Here is a 22,652-nt window from a genome sequence, read left to right as displayed (position 1 = left end):
CGGGGCCGGCGTGGAAGGATGACGCCGCCCGGGCCCCGAGGTGGGACCCGGCAGACCCTCCCGAGGAGCTTGGATGACCCTTCACCGATCGGCCCGGCGCGCCGTCGCCGCCGCCTTCGCGCTGACCCTTCTCGTCGCCGCCTGCGGGGGCGACGACGACGCGTCGGACGACACGCCCGACACCACGGCCACCACGGCCACCACGGCCGGTGGCGACAGCTCGACGACGGCCACCACCGAGGACGGCGGCAGCACCACCGAGACCACCGCGGCGGAGGGGCCCGACGACGAGGAGGCCGAGGCCCTGGCCGAGTCGATCAACCTGACCATCGAGGACTTCGCCGACGGCTGGGAGGAGGAGCCGGCCGAGGACGACGACGACGAGGAGGACGAGCTCGACGCCTGCTTCGAGGACGTCTCCATCGAGGACGTCGAGCTGGCGTCGGTCGAGAGCCCGACCTTCTCCGTGTCCACCGATGACGGCAGCCAGGGCCAGGTCGTGCAGACCTCGACCATCGTCGTCGACGAGGAGGCCTCCGGCGAGGCCATCGTGGCCGAGATCGGCACCAACCAGTTCGCCGGCTGCGCCGAGGACGCCCTCATCACCTCGTTCGAGGAGGACGGCGGCGAGATCACCGGCAGCGGGCTCGACCCGGTCGATGACCAGGGCGGCCTGGGCGACGAGTCGGTCGGCATCGCCGGCGCCATCTCCTTCACCTCCCCCGACGGCACCGAGGCCGACGGCCAGGTGGCGCTCTACTTCATCCGCACCGAGAACGTGGTGACGGCCATGAGCCTCTTCGACTTCGGCGACCTCGCCTACGAGGACACGCTGGCCGACCTCCTGGAGGCGGTGGCCAACCGCCAGGCCGAGAACGTCTGACCACCGGGGGAGGAGCGGGGCCGCCCCGCTCCTCCCCGGTAGGTTCGGGCCCATGGCACGACTGCTGGTCATCGGGGGCGGGCGCATGGGCGAGGCCCTGGTCGGCGGGCTCGTCGGCTCGGGCTGGGCCTCGGCGGCGGAGATCGCCGTGGCCGAGGTCGACGCCGGCCGGCGGGCCGAGCTGGCCGCCGCCCACCCCGGCCTGGCCGTGGGCGACGACGTGGTCCCAACCGACGCCGCGGTGGTGGCGGTCAAGCCGGCCGACGCCCCGGCCGCGGCCGAGGCCGCAGGCCGGGCCGGGGCCCGCCGGGTGCTGTCCATCGCCGCCGGCGTGACCACCGCAGCCCTGGAGGCCGCCCTGCCCCCGGGCACCGCGGTGGTGCGGGCCATGCCCAACACCCCGGCCCTGGTGGGCGCCGGGGCCTCGGCCATCGCCCCCGGCGCCGCCGCCTCCGACGCCGACCTGGCCTGGGCCGAGGAGGTCCTGGGGGCGGTGGGCCAGGTGGTCCGGGTGCCGGAGGCTCACCTCGACGCCGTCACCGGCCTGTCGGGCTCGGGCCCGGCGTACGTCTTCCTGGTGGCCGAGGCCCTGATCGACGCCGGGGTGCTGGCCGGCCTGCCCCGGCCCACCAGCCGGACCCTGGCCGTGCAGACCCTGCTGGGGGCGGCCCGCCTGCTGGACGAGACGGGGGAGACCCCCGAGGTGCTCCGGGCCCAGGTCACCTCCCCGGGGGGCACCACCGCGGCCGGGCTGCGGGCCCTGGAGGCCGGGGGGGTGCGCAGTGCGGTGATCGACGCGGTGATGGCCGCCACCGAGCGGTCCCGGGCGCTGGGCTCGGCATGAGCGCTCCTCGCTTCTCCACCATCTCGTTCCTGTCCGACTACGGCCACGCCGACGAGTTCGTCGGGGTCGTCCACTCGGTCATCCGCACGCTGGCCCCCCACGTGGCGGTGGTCGACGTGGGCCACGGCGTCCCGGCCCACGACGTGCGGGCCGGCGGCCTCCAGCTGGCCCGGACCGTGCAGTACCTGGCTCCCGGGGTGGTGCTGGCCGTGGTCGACCCCGGCGTGGGCACCGCCCGCCGGGGCATCGCCGTCGAGGTCGGTGACGGCGCCTCGGTGCTGGTCGGGCCGGACAACGGCCTCCTGGCCCCGGCGGTGGCCATGGTCGGGGGCGCCACCAGGGTGGTGGAGCTCACCTCGCCGACCCACCGCCTGGAGGCCCCGGGCCCCACCTTCGACGGGCGCGACGTGTTCGCCCCTGCCGCCGCCCACCTGTGCCTGGGGGTGCCGCTCGACGAGCTGGGGCCCGAGGTCGACGCCGCCACCCTCCGCCCCGGCCTGGTGCCCCTGCCCCAGCCCGAGGACGGGGGCCTGGGGGCCGAGGTGCTGTGGGTCGACCGCTACGGCAACGCCCAGCTCAACGTGGGCCCCGACGAGCTCGACGAGCTGGGGCCCGAGGCGGCCGAGGTGGTGGCCGTGCGGGTCGAGGGCACCACCCGCACCGCCCGCCGGGCCCGGGCCTACGGCGACCTGGCCCCCGGGGTGCTGGGCCTGGCCGTCGACTCCTACGGGCTGCTGGCCCTGGTGCTCGACCGGCGCTCGGCCGCGGCCGAGCTGGGCCTGGCCGCCGGCGATGGCGTCACCCTGTTGCCCGTGGATGAGGATGGCGCCGGGGCCGAGCCGTCGCCCGGTGCGGCCCAGCCCGTCGAGCTCCGGAGGAGGGGCTGATGCGCCCCGGCACCACCATCGTCCTGGCCCTGCTGCTGGCCCTCATCATGGGGGCGGCCGTCATCCAGCTCTTCTTCATGGCCCGCTGAGCCGGCTCCTGGCCCGCGGCCCGGGCCCCCGGCCCCGTGACCGCTCGGGCCGGGGGGCGACCGCCGCTCGTGACCGGGTGGCGCATCCTGTGGTCAACTGGCGCCCGTGAACCTGGCCACCATCCTCGATCCCCACCCGGACGACGCCCCGGCGCTGATCAGCCGGGGCCGCACCACGTCCTACGGGGTGCTGCGGGACCAGGCCGCCCGGCTGGCCGGTGGCCTCCAGGGCCTGGGGATCGAGCCCGGCGACCGGGTGGCCCTGGTGTGCGCCAACAACTGGTACTTCGTGGTGGCCTACCTGGCCGCCCTCCGGGCCGGGGCCGTGGTGGTGCCGCTGAACCCGTTGAACCCGCCCCGGGCCCTGCAGGGCCAGCTGGCCGTGGTGGGGGCCCGGGCCGCCATCGTGGGCCCCTCGGCCGGCAGCGCCCTGGCCTCGGTGGACCGGGCCGCCCTGCCCGAGCTGCGCCACGTGATCTCCACCGCGCCGGAGGCGACCAGCGGGGACGACGACCTGGTGGCCCTGGACGACCTGCTGGCGGCCGAGCCGGCCCCGTTGGTCGAGCGCGACGACGACGACGTGGCCGTCCTCATGTTCACCAGCGGCACCGCCGGCGCGCCCCGCCCCGCCATGCTGGGCCACGGCAACCTGCGGGCCAACATCGACCAGGTCCTCTCCGTGCCCCAGGCCGAACGGGTGGAGGGGGACGTGAGCCTGTGCGTGCTGCCCCTGTTCCACATCATGGGCCTCAACGCCATCCTCGGCGTGGCCCTGCGGGCCGGCACCGCGGTGCTGCTGATGGAGCGCTTCGACCCCCAGTCGGCGGCCGAGGCCATCGCCCGCCACCGGGTGACCCTGGTGGCCGGGGCCCCCGCCATGTGGGCGGCCTGGGCCAACCTGCCCGGCCTCCCGGCCGACGCCTTCGCCGAGGTGCGGGTGGCCACCTCGGGGGCGGCGGCCCTGCCGGTGGAGGTGGCCGAGCGCATGCGGGAGCGCTTCGCGGTCGAGGTGGTCGAGGGCTACGGCCTGACCGAGGCGTCGCCGGTGGTCACCTCGGCCCTGGGGCTCGACTGCAAGCGGGGCTCCATCGGCTCCCCGCTCGACGGGGTGGAGGTCCGCCTGGTCGACGCCGACGACGAGGACGTCCTGGTGGGTGACGAGGGCGAGATCTGGGTCCGGGGCGCCAACGTGTTCCTGGGCTACTGGGGCGACCCGGAGGGCCAGTGCCCGGCCCTGACCGGCGACGGCTGGTTGCGGACCGGCGACGTGGGCGTGGTCGACGACGACGGCCACCTGTTCCTGGTCGACCGGGCCAAGGACCTCATCATCGTGTCGGGGTTCAACGTGTTCCCGGCCGAGGTCGAGGACGTGCTGCTGGAGCACCCGTCCATCGAGGGCTGCGCGGTGGTGGGCGTGCCCCACCCCTACTCGGGCGAGGCGGTGAAGGCCTTCGTGGTGGTGGCCCCGGGCCGGTCCGTCGAGGAGGACGACGTGAACACCTTCTGCGCCTCCCATCTGCCCCGGTACAAGTGCCCCGAGAAGGTGCTCTTCGTCGACGAGCTGCCCCACGGCCTGACCGGCAAGGTCCTCCGCCGCGAGCTCCGCGACGCCGTGCCCACCTGATCCGGGCCCCGGCCCCCCGCTTGTGAACGTGTGCACGTAGGGCGGTACAGTCGGGTCGATGCCGGATCGCAGCCGACGGATCCCCGAGGCCACCGTGGCCCGCCTCCCCGTCTACCTGCGAGCCCTGGTCGACGAGTCGGCGGCCAAGGCGGCCACCATCTCCTCCGAGCGCCTGGCCGAGCTGGCCGGCGTCAACGCGGCCAAGGTCCGCAAGGACCTCTCCTACCTCGGGTCCTACGGCACCCGGGGCGTGGGCTACGACGTCGAGTACCTCATGTTCCAGATGAGCCGGGAGCTGGGCCTGACCCACGACTGGCCCGTCGTCATCGTGGGCGTGGGGAACCTGGGCCAGGCCCTGGCCAACTACGGCGGGTTCCGGGAGCGGGGCTTCCCCATCGCCGCCCTGGTCGACGCCGACCCCGGCAAGGTGGGCGAGGTGGTCCACGGCGTCGAGGTGCGGCCCATGTCCGCCCTCCCCGCCATCGTCGGCGACCTGGGCCACGTCATCGGCGTCATCGCCACCCCGGCCGGCGCGGCCCAGGACGTGGCCGACGCCCTGGCCGCCGCCGGGGTCAGCTCCATCCTGAACTTCGCCCCCGCCGTCATCTCCGTGCCCGACGACGTGTCGCTGCGGAAGGTCGACCTGGCCGTCGAGCTCCAGATCCTGAGCTTCTACCAGCAGCGTCGCGACGGTGGCCCCGAGGCCGACGACGCCCGACCCGGCACCGGGGGCCGCGCCGCCCCCGCCGCCGGCTGAGCGGGCCCCGGGACGCCGTCGTGACCGATCTCCCACCCAGCGGCACCGGCCCCCTCTACCCGGTGAACCTCCGCCTGGCCGGCCGCTCGGTGCTGGTGGTCGGGGGGGGCCGGGTGGCGACCCACAAGGTGGCCGAGCTGCTCCACTGCGGGGCCCGGGTCACCGTCGTGGCCCCCCGCATCGAGGCCGCCCTGCGGGACGACCCCCGGCTCACGTGCGAGGAGCGGGCCTACCGGGCCGGCGAGGCCGCCGGCCACCGGTTCGTGGTGGCCGCCACCGACGACCCGGCCGTGAACCAGGCCGTGTTCGACGACGGCGAGGCCGCCGGCGTGTGGGTCAACGCCGCCGACGACCCGGAGCGGTGCTCGGCCACCCTGCCCGCTCGCCTGCGCCGGGGGAGCCTGCTGCTCACGGTGGCCACCGAGGGGCGCAGCCCGGCCCTGGCCTCCTGGTTGCGGGGCCGCCTGGAGGAGGAGGTGGGGCCGGAGTACGCCGTGCTGCTCGACGTCCTGGCCGCCGAGCGCGACCGCATCCGGGCCCAGGGGCGCTCCACCGAGGGCCTCGACTGGAAAGGTGCCCTCGGGTCGGGGATGCTGGAGGAGATCCGCGCCGGAAGGATCGACGCCGCCAAGGAGGTGCTGAGAGCGTGTCTCTCGTCGTCATCGGCTTGAACCACCGGACGATGCCCCTCGACCTCTTCGAGCGGCTGGCCTTCGACGGGGCGCGGGTCCCCAAGGTGCTGGCCGCCCTGGCCACGTGTGACCACGTCACCGAGGCGGTCCTGGTCTCGACGTGCAACCGCACCGAGGCCTACGTGGTGGCCGAGCGCTTCCACGCCGCCTACCAGGAGGTCCGCGACGTCCTGGCCGACCTCGCCCACGTTGCCCCCGAGGACTTCGCCGACCACCTCTACGTCCACTACGACACCGACGCGGTGCGGCACCTGTTCCGGGTGGCGGCCGGGGTCGACTCCGACGTGCTGGGCGACACCGAGGTGCTGGGCCAGGTCCGCGCCGCCTGGCGCACCGCGGTCGACGAGGGCACCACCGGCCCGGTCCTCGGCCTGCTCTTCCGCCACGCGGTGGCCACCGGCAAGCGGGCCCGCACCGAGACCGGCATCGCCCGGGGCACCGCCTCGGTGTCCCACGCCGCGGTGGAGATGGCGGCCGAGCGACTGGGCACCGTCGAGGGCCGCACCGTCCTCGTGGTCGGGGCCGGGGCCATGGGCCGGTCGATGGCCACCGCCCTCCGCCGGGCCGGCGCGGCCCGGCTCCTGGTGGCCAACCGCACCCCCGAGCGGGCCGAGGCCCTGGCCGCCGAGGTGGGGGGCGAGGTCGTGCCCCTGGCCGACGTGCCGGCCGCCCTGGCCCACTGCGACGTGCTGCTGACCTCCACCGGCGCCACCTCGGTCATCCTCGACCAGGCCGAGATGGAGGCGGTGCTGCCCCGGCGGGGTGACGACCCGCTGCTGGTGGTGGACGTGGCCGTGCCCCGCGACGTCGACCCCTCGGTGGGGGCGCTGCCCGGCGTCACCCTGCTCGACATCGACGACCTGCGCCGCTTCGCCCAGGCCGGCATCGACGCCCGCCGCCGGGAGATCGCCGCCGTCGACACGCTGGTCGACGCCGAGGTGGCCCGCTACCACGCCGAGGTGTCGGCCCGCTCCGCCGCCCCCCTGGTGGCCGCCCTCCGGGCCCGGGCCGAGGACCTGCGCCGAGCCGAGGTGGCCCGCTTCACCGGCCGCCTGGGCGACCTGGACGACCGCCAGCGGGCCGCGGTGGAGGCCCTGTCCCACGCCCTCCTGGCCAAGGTGCTGCACCAGCCGACGGTGAAGCTCAAGGCCCTGGCCGGCACGCCCGTCGGCGACCGCCTGGCCGAGTCCCTGCGCCACCTCTACGACCTCGACGACGTCGACCCCGAGTGATCTCGGCGCAGCCGGCCCCCCGGGGCGGCGGGTGGGGCCGGCGGGCGTGCTGACCGGGGCGCCGAGCCGACTGCGGCTGGCCACCCGAGCCAGCCCCCTGGCCCTGTGGCAGGCCCACCACGTGGCCGGCCTGCTGGCCCGGGCCCACGCCGGCCTGGTGGTTCAGGTGGTCGGCACCGACACCCTGGGCGACCGGCGGCTCGACCTGCCCCTCTCGGAGATCGGCGGAAAGGGCGTGTTCGCCACCGAGGTGCAGCGCCTCGTCCTCGAGGGCGTGGCCGACATCGCCGTCCACTCGGCCAAGGACCTGCCCGCCGTCACCGCCGAGGGCCTGGCCCTGGCCGCGGTGCCGGCCCGGGGCGACGCCCGCGACGCCCTGGTGGGCGGGACCCTCGACGACCTGGCCCCTGGGGCCGTGGTGGCCACCGGCTCCCAGCGGCGCCAGGTGCAGCTGGCCGAGCTGCGCCCCGACCTGCGCTTCGTGGGGTTGCGGGGCAACATGGCCACCCGCCTGGCCCGGGTGGGCACCGAGGTCGACGGCACGGTGGTCGACGCCGTGGTGGTGGCGGCTGTGGCCCTGGAGCGGCTGGACCTCGACGAGGAGATCGACGAGGTCCTGGCCACCGACGTGCTGCTGCCCCAGGTGGGCCAGGGGGCCCTGGCCGTCGAGGCCCGGGCCGGGGACACCGCGGTGGCCGACCTGCTGGCCCCGATCCAGGACCCGGCCAGCCGGCGCCGCCTCGACGCCGAGCGAGCCTTCCTGGCCGAGCTGGGCGGCGACTGCGACCTGCCGGCCGGGGCCCACGCCGAGGTCCTCGACGCCGAGGGCACCCTGCGGGTCCGGGCCCTCCTGGCCGACCCGTCGGGCCGGGTCCACCGGGCCGGCGCCACCGGCATCGACCCCGACGGTCTCGGCGCCTCGCTGGCCCGCACCCTCCGCCTGGCGGCCGCCGCCCGCTGACCCGGCCGGGCCGCGCCGCCCGGGCCCGTCCCGGCCCTGGCCCGACCCCTGCGGGCGTCGGGGCCCGGGCCCCGGACCGACACCGGCGGGGACGGGCGTGCCGGCGGGCGGCGACCCCGGCCTACTGTCGGGGCCATGACGGTCCACCTGGTCGGCGCCGGGCCCGGCGACCCGGGACTGCTCACCCTGCGGGGGGCCGAGGTGCTGGCCCGGGCCGAGGTGGTGGTCCACGACCGGCTGTCGGCCGCCGCCCTGCTGGACCTGGCCCCGCCCGAGGCCGAGCGCATCGACGTGGGCAAGGCCCCCGGCCGGGCCCGCCTCACCCAGGACGGCATCAACGCGCTCCTCGTCGAGCGGGGCCGGCGGGGCCAGCGGGTGGTCCGGCTCAAGGGCGGCGACCCGTTCGTGTTCGCCCGGGGCGGGGAGGAGGCCGCGGCCCTGGCCGCGGCCGGCGTGGCCTGGGAGGTGGTGCCGGGCATCACCTCGGCCATCGCCGCCCCGGCCTACGCCGGCATCCCGGTGACCCAGCGCTTCTCGTCCACCGCCTTCACCGTCATCACCGGCCACGAGGACCCCTCGGCCGGCGAGGGCACCATCGACTGGGAGGCCGCGGCCCGGCTGGGCGGCACCCTGGTGATCCTCATGGGCGTGGCCCGGTGGCCGCAGATCTCGGCCCGGCTGCTGGGCGCCGGCCTGGACCCGGGGACCCCGGCCGCCGCCGTCCGGTGGGGCACCCGGCCCGACCAGGTGGCGGTGCGGGCCACCCTGGCCACGCTGGGCGACCAGGCCCTGGAGGCGCCGTCGGTGATCGTGGTGGGCCGGGTGGCGGCCACCGACCTGGCCTGGTTCGAGCGCCGCCCCCTGTTCGGCCAACGGGTGGTGGTGACCAGGACCCGGGCCCAGGCCTCGCAGCTCAGCCGAGGCCTGGCCGCGGCCGGGGCCGAGCCGGTGGAGGTGCCCCTCATCGAGGTGGGCCCGCCCAGCGACGGGGGCGCGGCGCTCCGCGCCGCGGTGGCCGGGGTGGGGCGGTGCGCCTGGCTGGTGCTCACCTCGCCCAACGGGGTGGAGCGGACCTTCGCCCACATCCCCGACAGCCGGGCCCTGGGCGGCGTGCGGGTGGCGGCCATCGGGCCGGGCACGGCGGCGGCGCTGGCCGCCCACCGCGTCGTCGCCGACCTGGTGCCCGACCGGTTCGTGGCCGAGGCCCTGCTGGAGTCCTTCCCCGACCCGCCCCCGGACCCGGCCGCGCCGCGGCGGGTGCTGCTGGCCCGGGCCGAGGAGGCCCGCCCGGTGCTGCCCGAGGGCCTGCGGGCCCGGGGCTGGGAGGTCGAGGTGGTGCCCGCCTACCGCACCACCGCGGCCCCGGTCACCGACGGCGCCCGGGCCCGGGTGGCCGCCGCCGACTCCGTCACCTTCGCCTCGTCCTCCACGGTGACGCGCTTCGTGGACGCCTTCGGTGTCGATGCCGCCCCCCCGGTGGTGGCCTGCATCGGCCCCGTCACCGCGGCCACGGCCCGGGCCGCCGGCCTGCCCGTCACCGTCGAGGCCGCGGAGCACACCATCGACGGCCTGGTGGCGGCGCTGGTGGCCCACGCCTCGGGGTCGGGCCCGGCCCGATGACCCGGTGCGGCCCCGCCCGCTCCCGAGGGAGGGGGGCAGGGCCCGCCGGGGTCAGAGGACGCCGGTGAGGTCGTTGGTGCTGATGACGCTGCTGTCGTCGGCGAAGCGGCTGGGCTCGATGAAGCTGGAGTCGGTGGTGCTGTAGCCCTGGGCGACCTCGGACGGGGTGTAGGGGTTGGTGTCGAACGGGCCGGCGGTGCCGCCGCCCCCGCCGCCGAAGGTGGTGCCGCCGTAGGTGTCGGGCAGGCCGTCGCCGTCGAGGTCGTAGCTGTCGACGACCCCGTCGCCGTCCAGGTCGTACCCGGCGCTGGGAGCGGTGGCCGCTCCGCCGTCGGCGTACCCGTCGCCGTCGGCGTCGACCGTGTCGATGACCCCGTCGCCGTCGGTGTCCACGGCGTCGATCCACCCGTCGGCGTTGGTGTCCAGGGCGTCGGCGTAGCCGTCGGCGTTGGTGTCGAAGGTGTCGGCGTACCCGTCGCCGTCGGTGTCGACGGCATCGATGAAGCCGTCGCCGTCCAGGTCGAAGTCGGTCATGGGTCTCTCCGGTCGCTCGGTGCTGCGGGGTGTGGAGGTGAGAGCGGCCCGCGGTGGGCGATGTTCCGGTGGCCCGCCGGGAGGGGGTCCCCGGGCCGGCCGCCGGCGGGGTCGGCCCCGGGGGGCGGGCTCGCTACCCTCGCCCGGTGGCCCCGCCCGTCGACCGACCGTCCCCGGCCGCCGAGCCGGCCCCCACCGGCCCGGCGCTGGCCGCCGTGGTGTTCGACTTCGACGGCACCCTGGCCGACACCGAGTGGCCCATCTACGAGCGGGCCCGGAGGGCCGTGGCCGGCCTCGGGGCCGACCTCACGCCCGAGCTCTGGGGCGCCCACGCCGTCGGCGTGTCCAGCGGGGAGCCCTACTGGCACGCCCTGGCCCCGTTGCTCGGGCTCGACATCGACGAGGCCGCCTTCGAGGCCGCCCGGGAGGCGGTCGCCGACCTGCCCCCGTCGCGGGACGCCGCCCTGATCACGGCGGGGGCCGCCGAGCTGGTCCACGCCCTCCACGACCGGGGCGTCCCGGTGGCCGTGGCCTCGGGCTCGTCCCGGGGCTGGGTCGAGCACCACCTCGAGCGCTTCGGGTTGCGGGACCGCTTCGACGTGCTGGTGGGCCGGGACCACCCCTCGGTCCGGGCCGGCAAGCCGGCCCCCGACCTCTACCTGGCCGCGGTGGCCGAGCTGGGGGCCGACCCCGCCGAGGTGGTGGCCGTGGAGGACACCCACCGGGGCGTCCAGGCCGCCCTGGCCGCCGGCATCGGGGCCGTGGTGGCCGTGCCCAACCGCCTCACCACCCAGCACGACCTCACCGCCGCCGCCCTGGTGGCCGCCACCCTGGCCGACCTCGACCCCGACGTCCTGGCCGGCCTCGTCCCCCCGGGTCGCTGACCTCGGCCCGGCGCCGGGAGCCTCCGTAGGCTGCGGGCATGCCGTTCCCCCAGCAGCGCCTCCGCCGCCTGCGCCGCACGCCGGCCCTGCGGCGCCTGGTGGCCGAGACCCGCCTGGGCGTGGACGACCTGGTCGCCCCCCTGTTCGTGCGGGAGGGCATCACCGAGCCCCACCCCATCGCCTCGCTGCCCGGCGTGGTCCAGCACACCCGGGCCAGCCTGGTGGCCGAGGTGGCCCGCCTGCGGGGCCTCGGCATCGGGGCGGTGATCCTGTTCGGCATCCCGGCGGCCAAGGACGCCGAGGGCTCGGGGGCCTCCGACCCCGACGGCATCGTCCAGGTGGCCCTGCGCGACCTGCGCGACGACGTGGGCGACGACGTGGTGCTCATGGCCGACCTGTGCCTCGACGAGTACACCGACCACGGCCACTGCGGCCTGCTCACCGCCACCGGCGAGGTCGACAACGACGCCACCCTGGGGCGCTACGCCGAGGTGGCCCTGGCCCAGGCCGCGGCCGGGGCCGACCTCGTCGCCCCCTCGGGGATGATGGACGGTCAGGTGGGGGCCATCCGCCGGGCCCTGGACGGGGCCGGCCACCACCAGGTGGGCGTCATGGCCTACGCGGCCAAGTACGCCTCGGCGCTCTACGGGCCGTTCCGCGAGGCGGTCGACGTGGAGATCGCCGGCGGTGGCGACCGGCGGGCCTACCAGCAGGACCCGGCCAACGCCCGCGAGGCCCTGGAGGAGATCCGAGCCGACGTGGCCGAGGGCGCCGACGTGGTCATGGTCAAGCCCGCCCTGGCCTACCTCGACGTCCTGGCCCGGGCCCGGGACGCGCTCGACGTCCCCCTGGCCGCCTACCACGTCTCCGGCGAGTACTCGATGATCAAGGCCGCGGCCGAGCGGGGCTGGATCGACGGCCCGGCGGTGGCCCTGGAGCACCTCACCGCCATCAAGCGGGCCGGCGCCGACCTCATCCTCACCTACCTGGCCGCCGAGGCCGCCGAGGCCCTCACCGCCTGACCGGCCCGCCCCGGCCACCGGGCGTCAGTAGGGTGCTCGCCGCTGTGGACGACGACGCACACCTCTCCAACGACGGCCTGTTCGCCCGGGCCCTGCGGGTCATCCCCGGCGGGGTCAGCTCGCCGGTGCGGGCCTTCCGGGCCGTGGGGGGCACGCCCTACTTCGTGGCCCGGGCCGAGGGCCCCTACGTGTGGGACGTCGAGGGCCGCCGCCTGATCGACCTGGTCCAGTCCTACGGGGCCATCATCGCCGGCCACGCCCACCCCGCCATCGTGGCCGCGGTGCAGGAGGCGGCGGCCGGGGGCACGTCCTACGGGGCCCCCACCGAGCGGGAGGTGCTGCTGGCCGAGGCCATCTGCGACCGGGTCCCGTCGGTGGAGCGGGTCCGGCTCGTCTCCAGCGGCACCGAGGCCACCATGAGCGCCCTGCGCCTGGCCCGCGGGGCCACCGGGCGCCACCGCATCGTGAAGTTCTCGGGCTGCTACCACGGCCACAGCGACGGCCTGCTGGCCGAGGCGGGCAGCGCCGTGGCCCTCATCGACGTGGACCCCGACAGCGCCACCGGCATCCCCGCCTCGGCCGGGGTGCCACCCGGGGCGGTGGCCGACACCGTGGTTGTGCCCTACAACCGGGTGCCGGAGCTGGACGAGTCGGTGGCGGCGGTCATCGTGGAGCCGGTGGCGGCCAACATGGGCCTGGTGGCGCCCGGTCCCGGCTTCCTGGCCGGCCTGCGGGCCGAGTGCGACCGGGTCGGGGCCCTGCTGGTCTTCGACGAGGTCATCACCGGGTTCCGGCTGGGGGCGGGCGGGGCCCAGGAGGCCTACGGCGTGGCCCCCGACCTGAGCTGCTTCGGCAAGGTCATCGGCGGCGGGCTGAACGTGGGCGCCTTCGGCGGCCGGGGCGACCTCATGGACCAGATGGCGCCCCTGGGCGCGGTGTACCAGGCCGGCACCCTGTCGGGGAACCCGCTGGCCACCGCGGCGGGCCTGGCCGCCCTCGACCTCCTGGACGCCGCGGCCCAGGCTCGGTTGGAGGCCACCGCCGCCCGCTTGGGCACCGGCCTGGCCGCGGCCCTGGCCGACGCCGGCCTCCCGGGCCACGTGCCGGTGGTGGGGCCGCTGGTCGGCCTGCACCTGGGCCCGGTGGCGGCCGTCGACTACGAGACGGCCCGGGCCACCGACACCGCGGCCTACGCCCGGCTGTTCCACGCCCTCCTGGACCGGGGCGTGGCCCTGGCCCCCGGTCCCTACGAGGTGCTGTTCCCGGGCCTGGCCCACGACGACGCGGTGATCGACGAGGTCGTGGCCCTGGCCCGGGACGCGGCCCGGCAGGCGGCCGGGTGACACCCCCCGACGACGTCGACGGCGTCCTGGCCGCCATCCTGGCCGGCGAGCCGGTCGACGTGGTGGCCGAGTGGGTGGCCGCGGCGGCCGCCGCCGAGGTGCCCGGCCACCGGGTGGTGGTGGCGGCCCGCTCGGGCCCGGCCCGGGTCCACGGCCGGGCCCTCGACCTGCCCCGCCGGGCCGTGCTGGCCCTCGACCGGGTGGCCACCGGGGCCGGGGTCGACGGGGTCGAGGTGGCCGACCTGGCCGCCGCTCCCTGGGCCGATGCCGCCCCCGACCTGGAGGCCGCCGGCCTGGGGTCGCCGGTGCTGGTCCCGCTGACCGAGCGGGGCGAGCTGCTCGGCGTCCTGGCCGCCGTGCCCGAACGGTCCCCGGGGGCCGCCGCCCCCGAGGCCGAGGCCGTGGGCCGGGCCCTGGCCCCGTGGGCCACGGTGGCCGCCCTGGCCCTGGCCCGCGCCGCCGACCGCAACCGCCTCCGCCAGTCGGCCCTGGAGCACGATGCCACCGGGCTGCCCAACCAGAGCATGGTCATGGCCCGGCTGCGCGAGGCCCTGCACCGGCGGCCCCGGCGGTCCATGGCCCTGGTCCAGGTGGCCCTCGACCGGCTCGACACCCTGGAGGACGGCCTGGTCGGGGCCCAGGGCGACGCCCTGCTGCGGGCCGTGGGGGAGCGGCTCCGGGCCGTCATCCGCCCCGGCGACCTGGTGGGCCACCTGCGGGGCTCGGCCTTCGCGGTGATCTGCGACGAGGTCGGCCCCCACGAGGCCACCGAGATGGGGGAGCGGGTCCGCCGGGCCCTGGCCCTGCCGGTGGCGGTGGGCGACCACGACATCGCCATCACCCCCGGGGTGGGGGTGGTGGTGGCCACCGAGCTGGACACCGTGAACAGCCTGATCCACAAGGCCGGCATCGCCACCCGCGAGTCGGTGTCGCTGGGCGGCTCGGAGGTGGTGCGCTACCGGCCCGGCACCTACGAGGCGGCCGTGGCCCGCATCGACCTGGAGCGCGACCTGCGCCGGGCCCTGGCCGGCGACGGCCTGCGCCTGGCCTACCAGCCCCTGGTGGCGCTGGGCTCCGGGCACCTGGTGGGGGCCGAGGCCCTGGTGCGCTGGGACTCCCCCCGGGGCCCCATCGGGCCCGAGGAGTTCATCCCCGTGGCCGAGGAGACGGGCCTGGTGGTCGAGCTGGGGGGCTGGGCCCTCGACACCGCGGTGGCGGCGGTGGCCGGGCCCATCTCCGACGTCGGGGTCAGCGTCAACGTCTCCGCCCGCCAGCTCGACGACCCCCGCCTGCTGGGCCGGGTCGACGCCGCCCTCGATCGGCACGGCATCGACCCCGCCCGCCTGTGCCTGGAGGTCACCGAGAGCGCCCTGGTGCGGGACGTGGAGCGCAGCGCCGCCCTGCTCCGGCGGCTGCACCAGCGGGGGGTGCGCATCGCCATCGACGACTTCGGCACCGGCTACGCCTCGTTGGAGCACCTGCGCCAGGTCGACGTGGCCGACACCCTCAAGATCGACCGCATCTTCGTGGGCGGCATCGTCCACGACGCCCGGGACCGGGCCATCGTGGCCGCGGCCGTGACCCTGGGCCGGACCCTGGGCTTCACGGTGGTGGCCGAGGGGGTGGAGCACCCCGACCAGGCCACGCTGCTGGAGGAGATGGGCTGCGACGCCGGCCAGGGCTACCTGTACGGCGAGGCGGTGGCGGTCGAGGAGCTGGCCGCCTGGCGCGACCCCGAGCCCTGACCCCCCCGGAACCCGGCACGAAAGAGCCCGACATCCCGGTGCTTTCATGCCCGGTCGGCGGAGGGGTGAGGGAGCCGCCCCCGGTCACAGGGGTCGGCTGGTCTGCTAGCACTGGCGGGGTGAGCCGGGAGCGACCCGGCGGACCGGAGGTCGGGAGATGGACGAGCTGGGTCCCATCGGCGACACGGTCGCCGCCGCGCTCGACGACCTGGCGGCGCGGGGCGCGGTGGGGCGCCTGTGGTCCGGCGACCACACCCTCTGGCAGGACGACCCCACCGAGGTGGCCGACCGCCTGGGCTGGCTGGAGGTGGCCGGGGCCATGGCCTCCCAGGCCGAGCGGCTCCAGGTCTTCGGCGACGCGGTGGCCGCCGAGGGGTTCCGCCACGTGGTGGTCATGGGCATGGGCGGCTCCAGCCTGTTCCCCGAGGTGCTGGCCCGGTCGTTCCCGCCGCAGCCAGGCCGGCCCGCCCTGCGGGTGCTGGACACCACCGACCCCGCCGCCGTGCAGCGCGTCTTCCACGAGTGCCCGGCCCCGGAGGCGCTGTTCGTGGCCTCCTCCAAGTCCGGGACCACCATCGAGACCCGCAGCCACCTGGCCTCGGTGCTGGAGCACACCGGTGATCCCAGCCACGTCGTGGTGGTCACCGACCCCGACACGCCCCTGGCCGAGGAGGCCACGGCCCGCCGGTTCCGGGCCCTGTTCGAGAACCCGCCCGACATAGGGGGCCGCTACTCGGCCCTGTCCTACTTCGGGCTGGTGCCGGCGGCCGCCGCCGGGGTCGACTGGGAGGGCCTCCTGGCCTCGGCCGCGGCCGTCGCCCCGGCCCTGAGGTCGCCCGACCCGGCCGAGAACCCGGGCCTGCGTCTGGCCGCGGCCCTGGCCGGGGCGGTGCGGGCCGGGCGCGACAAGGTGACCCTGGTGGTCGACGGGGAGATAGACACCATCGGTCTGTGGCTGGAGCAGCTCCTGGCCGAGTCGACGGGCAAGCACGGCACCGGGGTCGTCCCCATCGCCGGCGAGCGCCTGGGCCCGCCCGAGGTCTACGGCGACGATCGCCTGTTCGTGGGCATCGGCGAGCACCACGGCCTGGCCCCCCTGGCCGCCGCCGGCCACCCGGTGGTGGAGCTCCCGTCGGAGGGCCCGGCCGGGCTCGGGGCCCTGGTGCTGGTGTGGGAGGTGGCCACCGCCCTGTGCGGGGCGGCCCTGGGCATCAACCCCTTCGACCAGCCCAACGTGGCCGAGGCCAAGGAGGCCACGGCCCGGGTCCTCGACCAGGGCCCCTCGGTGGTCGAGGCCGAGCCGCTGGCCGGGCTGCTCGACCGGGTCGGCCCCGGTGACTACGTGGCCATCCAGGCCTACGTCGACCCCGAGTCCGGGGTGGTGGACGTGCTGGAGGACGCCCGCACCGCCATCCGCGACCGCTACCGGGTGGCCACCACCGTCGGCCTCGGCCCCCGCTTCCTGCACTCGACCGGCCAACTCCACAAGGGGGGGCCGCCGTCGGGGGTGTTCCTGCAGGTGGTGGGGGACGACCCGGTGGACGTGGCCATCCCCGGCCGGCCCTTCGGCTTCTCGGCCCTGAAGCACGCCCAGGCCGAGGGCGACCTGCTGACCCTGCGGGCCCACGGCCTCCGGGCCGCCCGCGTCACCCTCGACGACCTGGTCGAGGTCACCCGCTAGCGACGAGGAGGCCGCCCCATGCGGCTGGGCATGATCGGACTGGGCCGCATGGGCGGCAACATGGCGGAGCGCCTGCGGCGCGCCGGGCACGAGGTGGTGGGCTACGCCCGCTCCGGCGGGGGGCGCGACGTCGACTCGCTGCCGGCCCTGGTCGAGGCCCTGGGCGAGGGGCCCCGGGTGGCGTGGTCCATGGTGCCGGCCGGCCCGGCCACCGAGGGGACCATCACCGAGCTGGCCGGGTTGCTGGCCGAGGGCGACGTGGTGGTGGACGGGGGCAACTCCAACTTCCGCGACTCCATCCGCCGGGCCGGGCTGCTGGCCGAGGCCGGCATCGGCTGGGTCGACGCCGGCACCAGCGGCGGGGTGTGGGGCCTGGACAACGGCTACGCCCTCATGGTCGGGGGGGCCGACGAGCACGTGGGCCGGGTGTGGCCGGCGCTGGAGGCCCTGTCGCCCGGCGAGGGCCGGGGCCTGGCCCACGTGGGCCCGGCCGGGGCCGGCCACTTCACCAAGATGGTCCACAACGGCGTCGAGTACGGGATGATGCAGGCCTTCGCCGAGGGCTACGCCATCCTCGAGGCCAGCGAGCTGGGCATTGACGTCCAGGCCGGCCTGGCCTCGTGGCAGCACGGCTCGGTGGTGCGCTCCTGGCTGCTGGACCTGCTGGTGAAGGCCTTGGAGGAGAGCCCCGGCCTGGCCGACATCGCCCCCAAGGCGGCCGACTCGGGGGAGGGGCGCTGGACCGTCGAGGAGGCGGTCCGCCTGGGCGTGGCCGCCCCGGTGATCTCCTCCGCCCTCTTCGCCCGGTTCACGTCCCAGGACGAGACGGACGTGGAGATGCGGGCCATCGCCGCCCTGCGCAACCAGTTCGGCGGCCACGCCATGGGCCGGCTGGAGCCCAAGGAGCCGGTCGACCCGGTGGGCCACGGGCAGGCCCCGCCGTCGCCGGACCAGGTGTGAGGGCCGGGCGTGGCTGACTCGGAGCGGTGCGACGGGCTGGTGCTGTTCGGGGCCACCGGCGACCTGGCGGCCAAGAAGCTGTTCCCGGCCCTCTACAACCTCGAGGCCAGCGGGCGGCTGGGCCCGGTGATCGGGGTGTCGACCTCGTCGTGGTCCGACGACGACCTGCGGGCCCGGGCCCGGGAGAGCATCGGGGCCAAGGAGGACGACGTCGACTCCGAGGTGCTGGACCGGCTGTGCGGCCACCTGAGCTACATGGCCGGCGACTACCGCGAGGCCGCCACCTTCGACGGCCTGGCCGAGCGGGTCCGGGCCGCCGGGGTCGAGCGGCCCCTGTTCTTCCTGGCCATCCCGCCGGCGCTGTTCGACGACGTGATCGACGGGCTGCACCGGGTGGGGCTCCACCAGAACGGCCGGGTGGTGGTGGAGAAGCCGTTCGGCCGCGACCGGGCCTCGGCCCAGGAGCTGAACGACTGCCTGCACCGGGCCTTCCCGGAGCGGGCCGTGTACCGCATCGACCACTTCCTGGGGAAGGAGGGGGTCGAGAACCTGCTGGTGTTCCGCTTCGCCAACTCGCTGCTGGAGCCGCTGTGGAACCGCAGCTTCATCTCCAGCGTGCAGATCACCATGGCCGAGGACTTCGGCGTGGGGTCGCGGGGCAAGTTCTACGAGAGCGTGGGCGCCCTGCGCGACGTGGTGCAGAACCACCTGCTGCAGATCGTGGCCCTGCTGGCCATGGAGCCGCCGGTGGCCGCCGACGCCGATGCCCTGTCCGACGAGAAGGTCCGGCTGTTCCGCCAGATCCGCCCCGTCGACCCGGCCCAGGTGGTGCGGGGCCAGTACCGGGGCTACCCGGACGAGGACGGGGTGCAGGCCGGCTCGGACGTCGAGACCTACGTGGCCATGCGCTTCGAGATCGACTCGTGGCGGTGGTCGGGCGTGCCCTGGCTGATCCGCACCGGCAAGGCGCTGGGGGCCACGGCCACCGAGGCCATCATCCGCTTCACCGACCCGCCCCGGTTGCTGTTCACCGACGACGACAAGCCGGGCCCCGACCCCAGCTTCCTGCGCTTCCGCCTGGGCCACAGCGACGGGGTGACCCTGCACCTGCTGGCCAAGGCGCCCGGTGACCGCCTGGTCACCCAGCCCATCCAGCTCGACGTCGACTACGAGGCGGCCCTGGGCCACCGGGCCGAGGCCTACGAGCGCCTCATCGACGACGCCCTGGAGGGCGACCGGCGTCGCTTCGGCCGGGCCGACAGCCTGGACGAGCAGTGGCGCATCGTGGAGCGGGTCATCGACGACCCGCCCGAGACGGTGCTCTACCGGGAGGGCACCCTGGGCCCGGCCGAGGCCGACGCCCTGGCCGCCGGCGCCGGGGGCTGGATACCGCCGCTGTGACGTCCGGGCCAGGGCGGCATGCGATCATGTCGCCGTGCTGACCTCGCTCTTGGCCGCCATCCCCTACAAGACCATCCCGGTCATCGAGATCGGCCCGTTCCCGCTGCGGGTCTTCGGGCTGATGGTGGCCCTGGGCATGGTGCTGGGGGTCTGGTTCGGGGCCTCGTACGGGGAGCGCTACGGCGTGAGCCGCGACACCGCCTACAGCATCGGCACCCGCATGGTCATCGCCGGCGTGGTCGGGTCCCGGATCACGTGGGTCCTGACCCACCTGGACCAGATCGACAACCCGATCGACGTGATCGCGGTGTGGGAGGGCGGCCTGCAGTTCGCCGGCGGGTTCCTGGCCGCCATCGCCGTGGGCCTGCCCACCTTCCTGCGCTGGACCCGGCTCCAGCGCTGGCAGCTCATCGACGGCTACGCGGTGTCGGTGGTCATCGGGGCGGCCTTCGGGCGCCTGGGGTGCCTGGCCGTGGGCGAGCACTTCGGCTCGGCCACCGACTTCCCCCTGGCCACCCGCTGGGAGGGGGCCATCGCCCTGCCCGACGGCGAGCAGCCGCTGCGGGAGCAGGCCCTGGGCCTGGGCGCCGATGCCCGCCCGGTGGTGGAGGGGACCACGTTCCACAACCCGGCCCTCTACGAGTGCGTCTCGCTGTTCCTGCTGCTGGGCCTGCTGTGGTGGGTGCTCCGCCGGCGCCGGGCCGCGCCGGGCACGGTGGCCGGCCTGTTCCTGGTGGGCTACGCCGTGCAGCGCTTCACCTGGGACACCCTGCGGGTCAACGACGAGCGGGTGGCCGGCATGACCGGGGCCCAGTGGATGTGCCTGGCCATGGTGCCCATCGGCATCTACGTCCTGACCAAGGTGCGGGCCGCCACCCCGGCCCTGCTGGCCGCCGAGGGGGCGTCGCCCGCTGGTGGGGAGGGGGCGCTGCTGGCCGACCGGGACGGGCCGTCGGCCGACCGGGACGGGGCGACCGTCGACGGGTCGGTCGACGACGGACCGGTCGACGGTGGGGGACCCGCTCCCGCGGGCCAGCCCGCCGGGGTGGGCGAGCCGGGCCGGGACGATCCGGCCGCGGACGAGGGCCCCGGCGCCCGGTAGGCGCCACCCCGCCGGCCCGGGGCCGAGGCGAAAAGGCCCGGCGGTCAGGCCGCGGGCTCGGGGACCATGCGGACCAGGGCGGCGGCGGCCCGGTAGGCGGCCTCGGCCGGTCCCACCTCGTCGTCGCGCAGCAGGTTGGCCATGATCCGCAGCACCCACTCCATGAGGCTGCGGCTCTGCATGCCCACCCGGGTGAGCTCGCGCATCACCGCCGGGTTGCCGATGACCACGCTGAACAGGCGGGCCACCCGGAAGTACAGGCCGTACTCCTCGGCGATGATCGACGGGTAGCGCTGCAGGGCCATGCCGTCGCCCGTGCCCAGGGCCTCGTCCAGCAGGCCGGCCACGGTGCGGCCGGTCTCGTACGCGTAGTCGATGCCCTCGCCGTTGAACGGGTTGATGGACCCCGCCGCGTCGCCGACGACGATCCACGTGGGCCCGACCTTCGGGTTGATCGACCCGCCCATGGGCAGGCGCCCGCCGGTGGGCGGGGCGATCGGCGACTCGGGGTCGATCTGCCAGTGCGCGGGCAGGGTGGCGGCGAACTCGCGCATGAGGTGCGTGGTGTTGATGCTCTTCCAGTCCCGGAAGGTCGACAGCAGGCCGATGCCCACGTTGATCGTGCCGTTGCCGACCGGGAAGATCCAGCCGTAGCCGGGCAGGCTGGCGCCGTTGCGGTCGCGCACGTCGAGCGCGCTCTCGATCCACGGATCGTCGTGCATCGGGCTCTCGAAGTAGCCCCGGATCGCCATGCCCTGGGGGTAGGTCCGGTTGCGGGCGGTGCCGAGCGCGCGACCGAACCGCGAGAGCGACCCGTCGGCCACGACGACGTAGCGGGCCGACACCTCCCGGGTGGCGCCCGATTCCTTGTCCTCGACCACCGCGCCGCGGACGAGGCCGTCGTGCAGCACCGGGCGGATCGCCTCGGTGCCCTGCTCGATGCGGGCCCCGGCCTTGACCGCCCGGTCGGCGACCATCTCGTCGAGGTCGCGTCGGCGCACCACGAACCCATGGCTCGGGAAGTCGGGGTGCTCGGGCCACCGGAGCTCGAGGGTGATGCCGTGCGCGACCGCCCGCAGTCCGTCGTAGCGGTGGTAGCCGTCGAGCCGCCCGGCCAGGCCCATGTCGGTGAGCTGCTTGACCGCTCGCGGCGTGAGGCCGTCGCCGCAGGTCTTCTCGCGCGGGAACCGCTTCTTCTCCACGATCACCACGTCGTGGCCCGCCTCGGCCAGCCAGAAGGCCGTCGCCGCACCCGCCGGCCCGCCACCGACGACGAGCACGTCATGGCGGTCGGTGCTCACCTCGTCAGTGTAGGGATGATCGTTAGCCGCCCTCGGCGGTGGCGGCCTCGACCCGTTCGGGGTCGGGCTCGGCGTTCTTGTAGATGATCTCGCCCTCGTCGGCCTCTTCCATGGCCTCGGTGGCGAGCTCCTCGGTGACGATCTCGGTCTCGTCGGGCGCACCCGAGAGGGTCTCCCGGACGTACCGCGTGACCGCCGCGAGCTCCTCGGCCGACAGGTCGAAGCCCGGCATCACCTGCCCGAACTCGCCGGTGTTGTGCGGTCCGCCCGGGCGGTCGGGGTCGCCGTAGTCGCTCGGGCTGCTGCTGCCGGTCCAGTCGTTGGCCCCGAGGTGGATCCACTGCATCATCGCCTTGGGATCGGGGAACGTCAGCAGGACCTCGCCCTCGCTGAGCTGCGGACCGGTGACACCGGCACCCGTGGGGCCGTGGCAGCTCTGGCAGGCGGAGTAGACCTCTTCGCCCTCGGCCAGCAGGTCGTCGTTCACGGGCGGGACCTGGACCGCGTTGTAGTACATGATCGCCCAGATGGGCAGGAGCGCGATCACCGGCATCGCCCAGTAGGGGATGCGGCGGCGATCGCGGGCCGCCTGCACGTAGGGCGGCGGTGGCGGAGGAGGCGGCGGAGGGGCGGCGGGCTCCGGTGTCGCGGCACGGGCGGCGACCGGTGCGGTCTCGGTCGGGGTGACCTCGCCGCCGCTCTCGCCCTCGCCGGCCGGAGGCGGCGCGGCGTCGCCGCCCTCGCCGCCCGGGAGCCCGAGCGCGGCCCGCCGTTCCTTCGAGCGCCGGAGCAGGTGCTCGGGGATCTCGGTCACGGCCGGTGACTCTATGTCGCGCTCGGAACGGGCGGACAAACCGGGGCAGTCGGCCGCCCGTCGTCGCCCGGCGTCTGATGTGCTCCCGTCAGAACGTGCGTGCTAGACCGGATCGGGCCGACGCGCGATTCCTCGCCGGTCCCGGTACGGTCATTGTTAGCGAAATCACGAAGGAGGTGGTGTGGTCGCATTCGTGGGGTCCCTCATCGTCTCCGCGTTGATGACCGCCTCCATCATCTGGTACGCGAAGCGGCGCCCCGTGGGCACGCCGCTCAG

20 protein-coding genes are annotated in these 22,652 nt (G+C 76.0%); 17 read left to right on the top strand and 3 right to left on the bottom strand.

Annotation, left to right across the window (positions count from 1 at the left end; translation table 11 throughout):
• Positions 1–73: 73 nt before the first annotated feature.
• The 9 genes from VEW93_06440 (at position 74) to cobA (ending at position 9,589) form a co-directional block, all read left to right on the top strand.
• Positions 74–883, top strand: a complete 810-nt coding sequence (locus VEW93_06440) for a hypothetical protein (GenBank protein ID HYI61428.1) — start codon at positions 74–76, stop codon at positions 881–883.
• A 52-nt stretch (positions 884–935) separates the two neighbouring features.
• On the top strand, positions 936–1,727 hold the full coding sequence (gene proC, locus VEW93_06435) for a pyrroline-5-carboxylate reductase (protein ID HYI61427.1): 792 nt from the start codon (positions 936–938) through the stop codon (positions 1,725–1,727).
• On the top strand, positions 1,724–2,614 hold the full coding sequence (locus VEW93_06430) for an SAM-dependent chlorinase/fluorinase (GenBank protein HYI61426.1): 891 nt from the start codon (positions 1,724–1,726) through the stop codon (positions 2,612–2,614). The genes proC and VEW93_06430 overlap by 4 nt, the downstream gene beginning before the upstream one ends.
• Positions 2,615–2,809: 195 nt before the next feature.
• Positions 2,810–4,327, top strand: coding sequence for an AMP-binding protein (locus VEW93_06425; GenBank protein HYI61425.1), 1,518 nt, complete (start codon positions 2,810–2,812; stop codon positions 4,325–4,327).
• A gap of 58 nt (positions 4,328–4,385) precedes the next feature.
• Positions 4,386–5,084: a redox-sensing transcriptional repressor Rex gene (locus VEW93_06420; GenBank protein ID HYI61424.1), complete on the top strand. Its 699-nt coding sequence runs from the start codon at positions 4,386–4,388 to the stop codon at positions 5,082–5,084.
• A gap of 20 nt (positions 5,085–5,104) precedes the next feature.
• Positions 5,105–5,755 carry a bifunctional precorrin-2 dehydrogenase/sirohydrochlorin ferrochelatase gene (locus tag VEW93_06415; GenBank protein ID HYI61423.1) on the top strand — a complete coding sequence of 217 codons (651 nt, stop codon included), beginning with the start codon at positions 5,105–5,107 and terminating at the stop codon, positions 5,753–5,755.
• On the top strand, positions 5,731–7,008 hold the full coding sequence (locus VEW93_06410; GenBank protein ID HYI61422.1) for a glutamyl-tRNA reductase: 1,278 nt from the start codon (positions 5,731–5,733) through the stop codon (positions 7,006–7,008). Before VEW93_06415 ends, VEW93_06410 begins: the two co-directional genes overlap by 25 nt.
• A 46-nt stretch (positions 7,009–7,054) precedes the next feature.
• On the top strand, positions 7,055–7,969 hold the full coding sequence (gene hemC, locus VEW93_06405) for a hydroxymethylbilane synthase (protein ID HYI61421.1): 915 nt from the start codon (positions 7,055–7,057) through the stop codon (positions 7,967–7,969).
• A gap of 135 nt (positions 7,970–8,104) precedes the next feature.
• Positions 8,105–9,589: a uroporphyrinogen-III C-methyltransferase gene (gene cobA, locus VEW93_06400; protein ID HYI61420.1), complete on the top strand. Its 1,485-nt coding sequence runs from the start codon at positions 8,105–8,107 to the stop codon at positions 9,587–9,589.
• A 51-nt stretch (positions 9,590–9,640) separates the two neighbouring features.
• Here cobA and VEW93_06395 read toward each other — a convergent pair whose 3' ends face one another.
• The gene (locus VEW93_06395; protein HYI61419.1) at positions 9,641–10,123 is read right to left on the bottom strand and encodes a hypothetical protein; all 483 of its coding nucleotides are present in this window, start codon (positions 10,121–10,123) and stop codon (positions 9,641–9,643) included.
• Positions 10,124–10,269: 146 nt separating this feature from the next.
• On the opposite strand from VEW93_06395, the gene VEW93_06390 reads away from it, so the two are divergent.
• The 8 genes from VEW93_06390 to VEW93_06355 all read left to right on the top strand — a co-directional run bounded on the left by VEW93_06390 (position 10,270) and on the right by VEW93_06355 (position 20,261).
• On the top strand, positions 10,270–11,007 hold the full coding sequence (locus VEW93_06390) for an HAD-IA family hydrolase (protein HYI61418.1): 738 nt from the start codon (positions 10,270–10,272) through the stop codon (positions 11,005–11,007).
• A 38-nt stretch (positions 11,008–11,045) separates the two neighbouring features.
• Positions 11,046–12,029, top strand: coding sequence for a porphobilinogen synthase (gene hemB / locus VEW93_06385; GenBank protein ID HYI61417.1), 984 nt, complete (start codon positions 11,046–11,048; stop codon positions 12,027–12,029).
• Positions 12,030–12,073: 44 nt separating this feature from the next.
• Positions 12,074–13,372 (top strand): glutamate-1-semialdehyde 2,1-aminomutase, encoded by a 1,299-nt coding sequence (locus VEW93_06380; protein ID HYI61416.1) that lies wholly within the window; start codon positions 12,074–12,076, stop codon positions 13,370–13,372.
• On the top strand, positions 13,369–15,117 hold the full coding sequence (locus VEW93_06375) for a bifunctional diguanylate cyclase/phosphodiesterase (protein ID HYI61415.1): 1,749 nt from the start codon (positions 13,369–13,371) through the stop codon (positions 15,115–15,117). Before VEW93_06380 ends, VEW93_06375 begins: the two co-directional genes overlap by 4 nt.
• 157 nt (positions 15,118–15,274) lie before the next feature.
• Positions 15,275–16,798 (top strand): hypothetical protein, encoded by a 1,524-nt coding sequence (locus VEW93_06370; GenBank protein HYI61414.1) that lies wholly within the window; start codon positions 15,275–15,277, stop codon positions 16,796–16,798.
• Between the two features lie 18 nt (positions 16,799–16,816).
• On the top strand, positions 16,817–17,758 hold the full coding sequence (gene gnd / locus VEW93_06365) for a decarboxylating 6-phosphogluconate dehydrogenase (GenBank protein ID HYI61413.1): 942 nt from the start codon (positions 16,817–16,819) through the stop codon (positions 17,756–17,758).
• A gap of 9 nt (positions 17,759–17,767) precedes the next feature.
• Positions 17,768–19,159 (top strand): glucose-6-phosphate dehydrogenase, encoded by a 1,392-nt coding sequence (gene zwf / locus VEW93_06360; protein ID HYI61412.1) that lies wholly within the window; start codon positions 17,768–17,770, stop codon positions 19,157–19,159.
• Positions 19,160–19,193: 34 nt separating this feature from the next.
• The gene (locus VEW93_06355; GenBank protein ID HYI61411.1) at positions 19,194–20,261 is read left to right on the top strand and encodes a prolipoprotein diacylglyceryl transferase family protein; all 1,068 of its coding nucleotides are present in this window, start codon (positions 19,194–19,196) and stop codon (positions 20,259–20,261) included.
• Between the two features lie 44 nt (positions 20,262–20,305).
• On the opposite strand, the gene VEW93_06350 is transcribed toward VEW93_06355, so the two are convergent.
• Positions 20,306–21,562: a geranylgeranyl reductase family protein gene (locus VEW93_06350; GenBank protein HYI61410.1), complete on the bottom strand. Its 1,257-nt coding sequence runs from the start codon at positions 21,560–21,562 to the stop codon at positions 20,306–20,308.
• A gap of 22 nt (positions 21,563–21,584) precedes the next feature.
• A complete protein-coding gene (locus VEW93_06345) occupies positions 21,585–22,376 on the bottom strand; it encodes a c-type cytochrome (protein HYI61409.1) in 792 nt (263 codons plus the stop codon).
• Positions 22,377–22,652: the final 276 nt, after the last annotated feature.

This window comes from Acidimicrobiales bacterium (assembly GCA_035630295.1).
Taxonomy (GTDB): domain Bacteria; phylum Actinomycetota; class Acidimicrobiia; order Acidimicrobiales; family Iamiaceae; genus Iamia.
The sequence above is the reverse complement of the archived record's forward strand: the minus strand, read 5'-3'. Positions and strand labels throughout refer to the sequence as shown.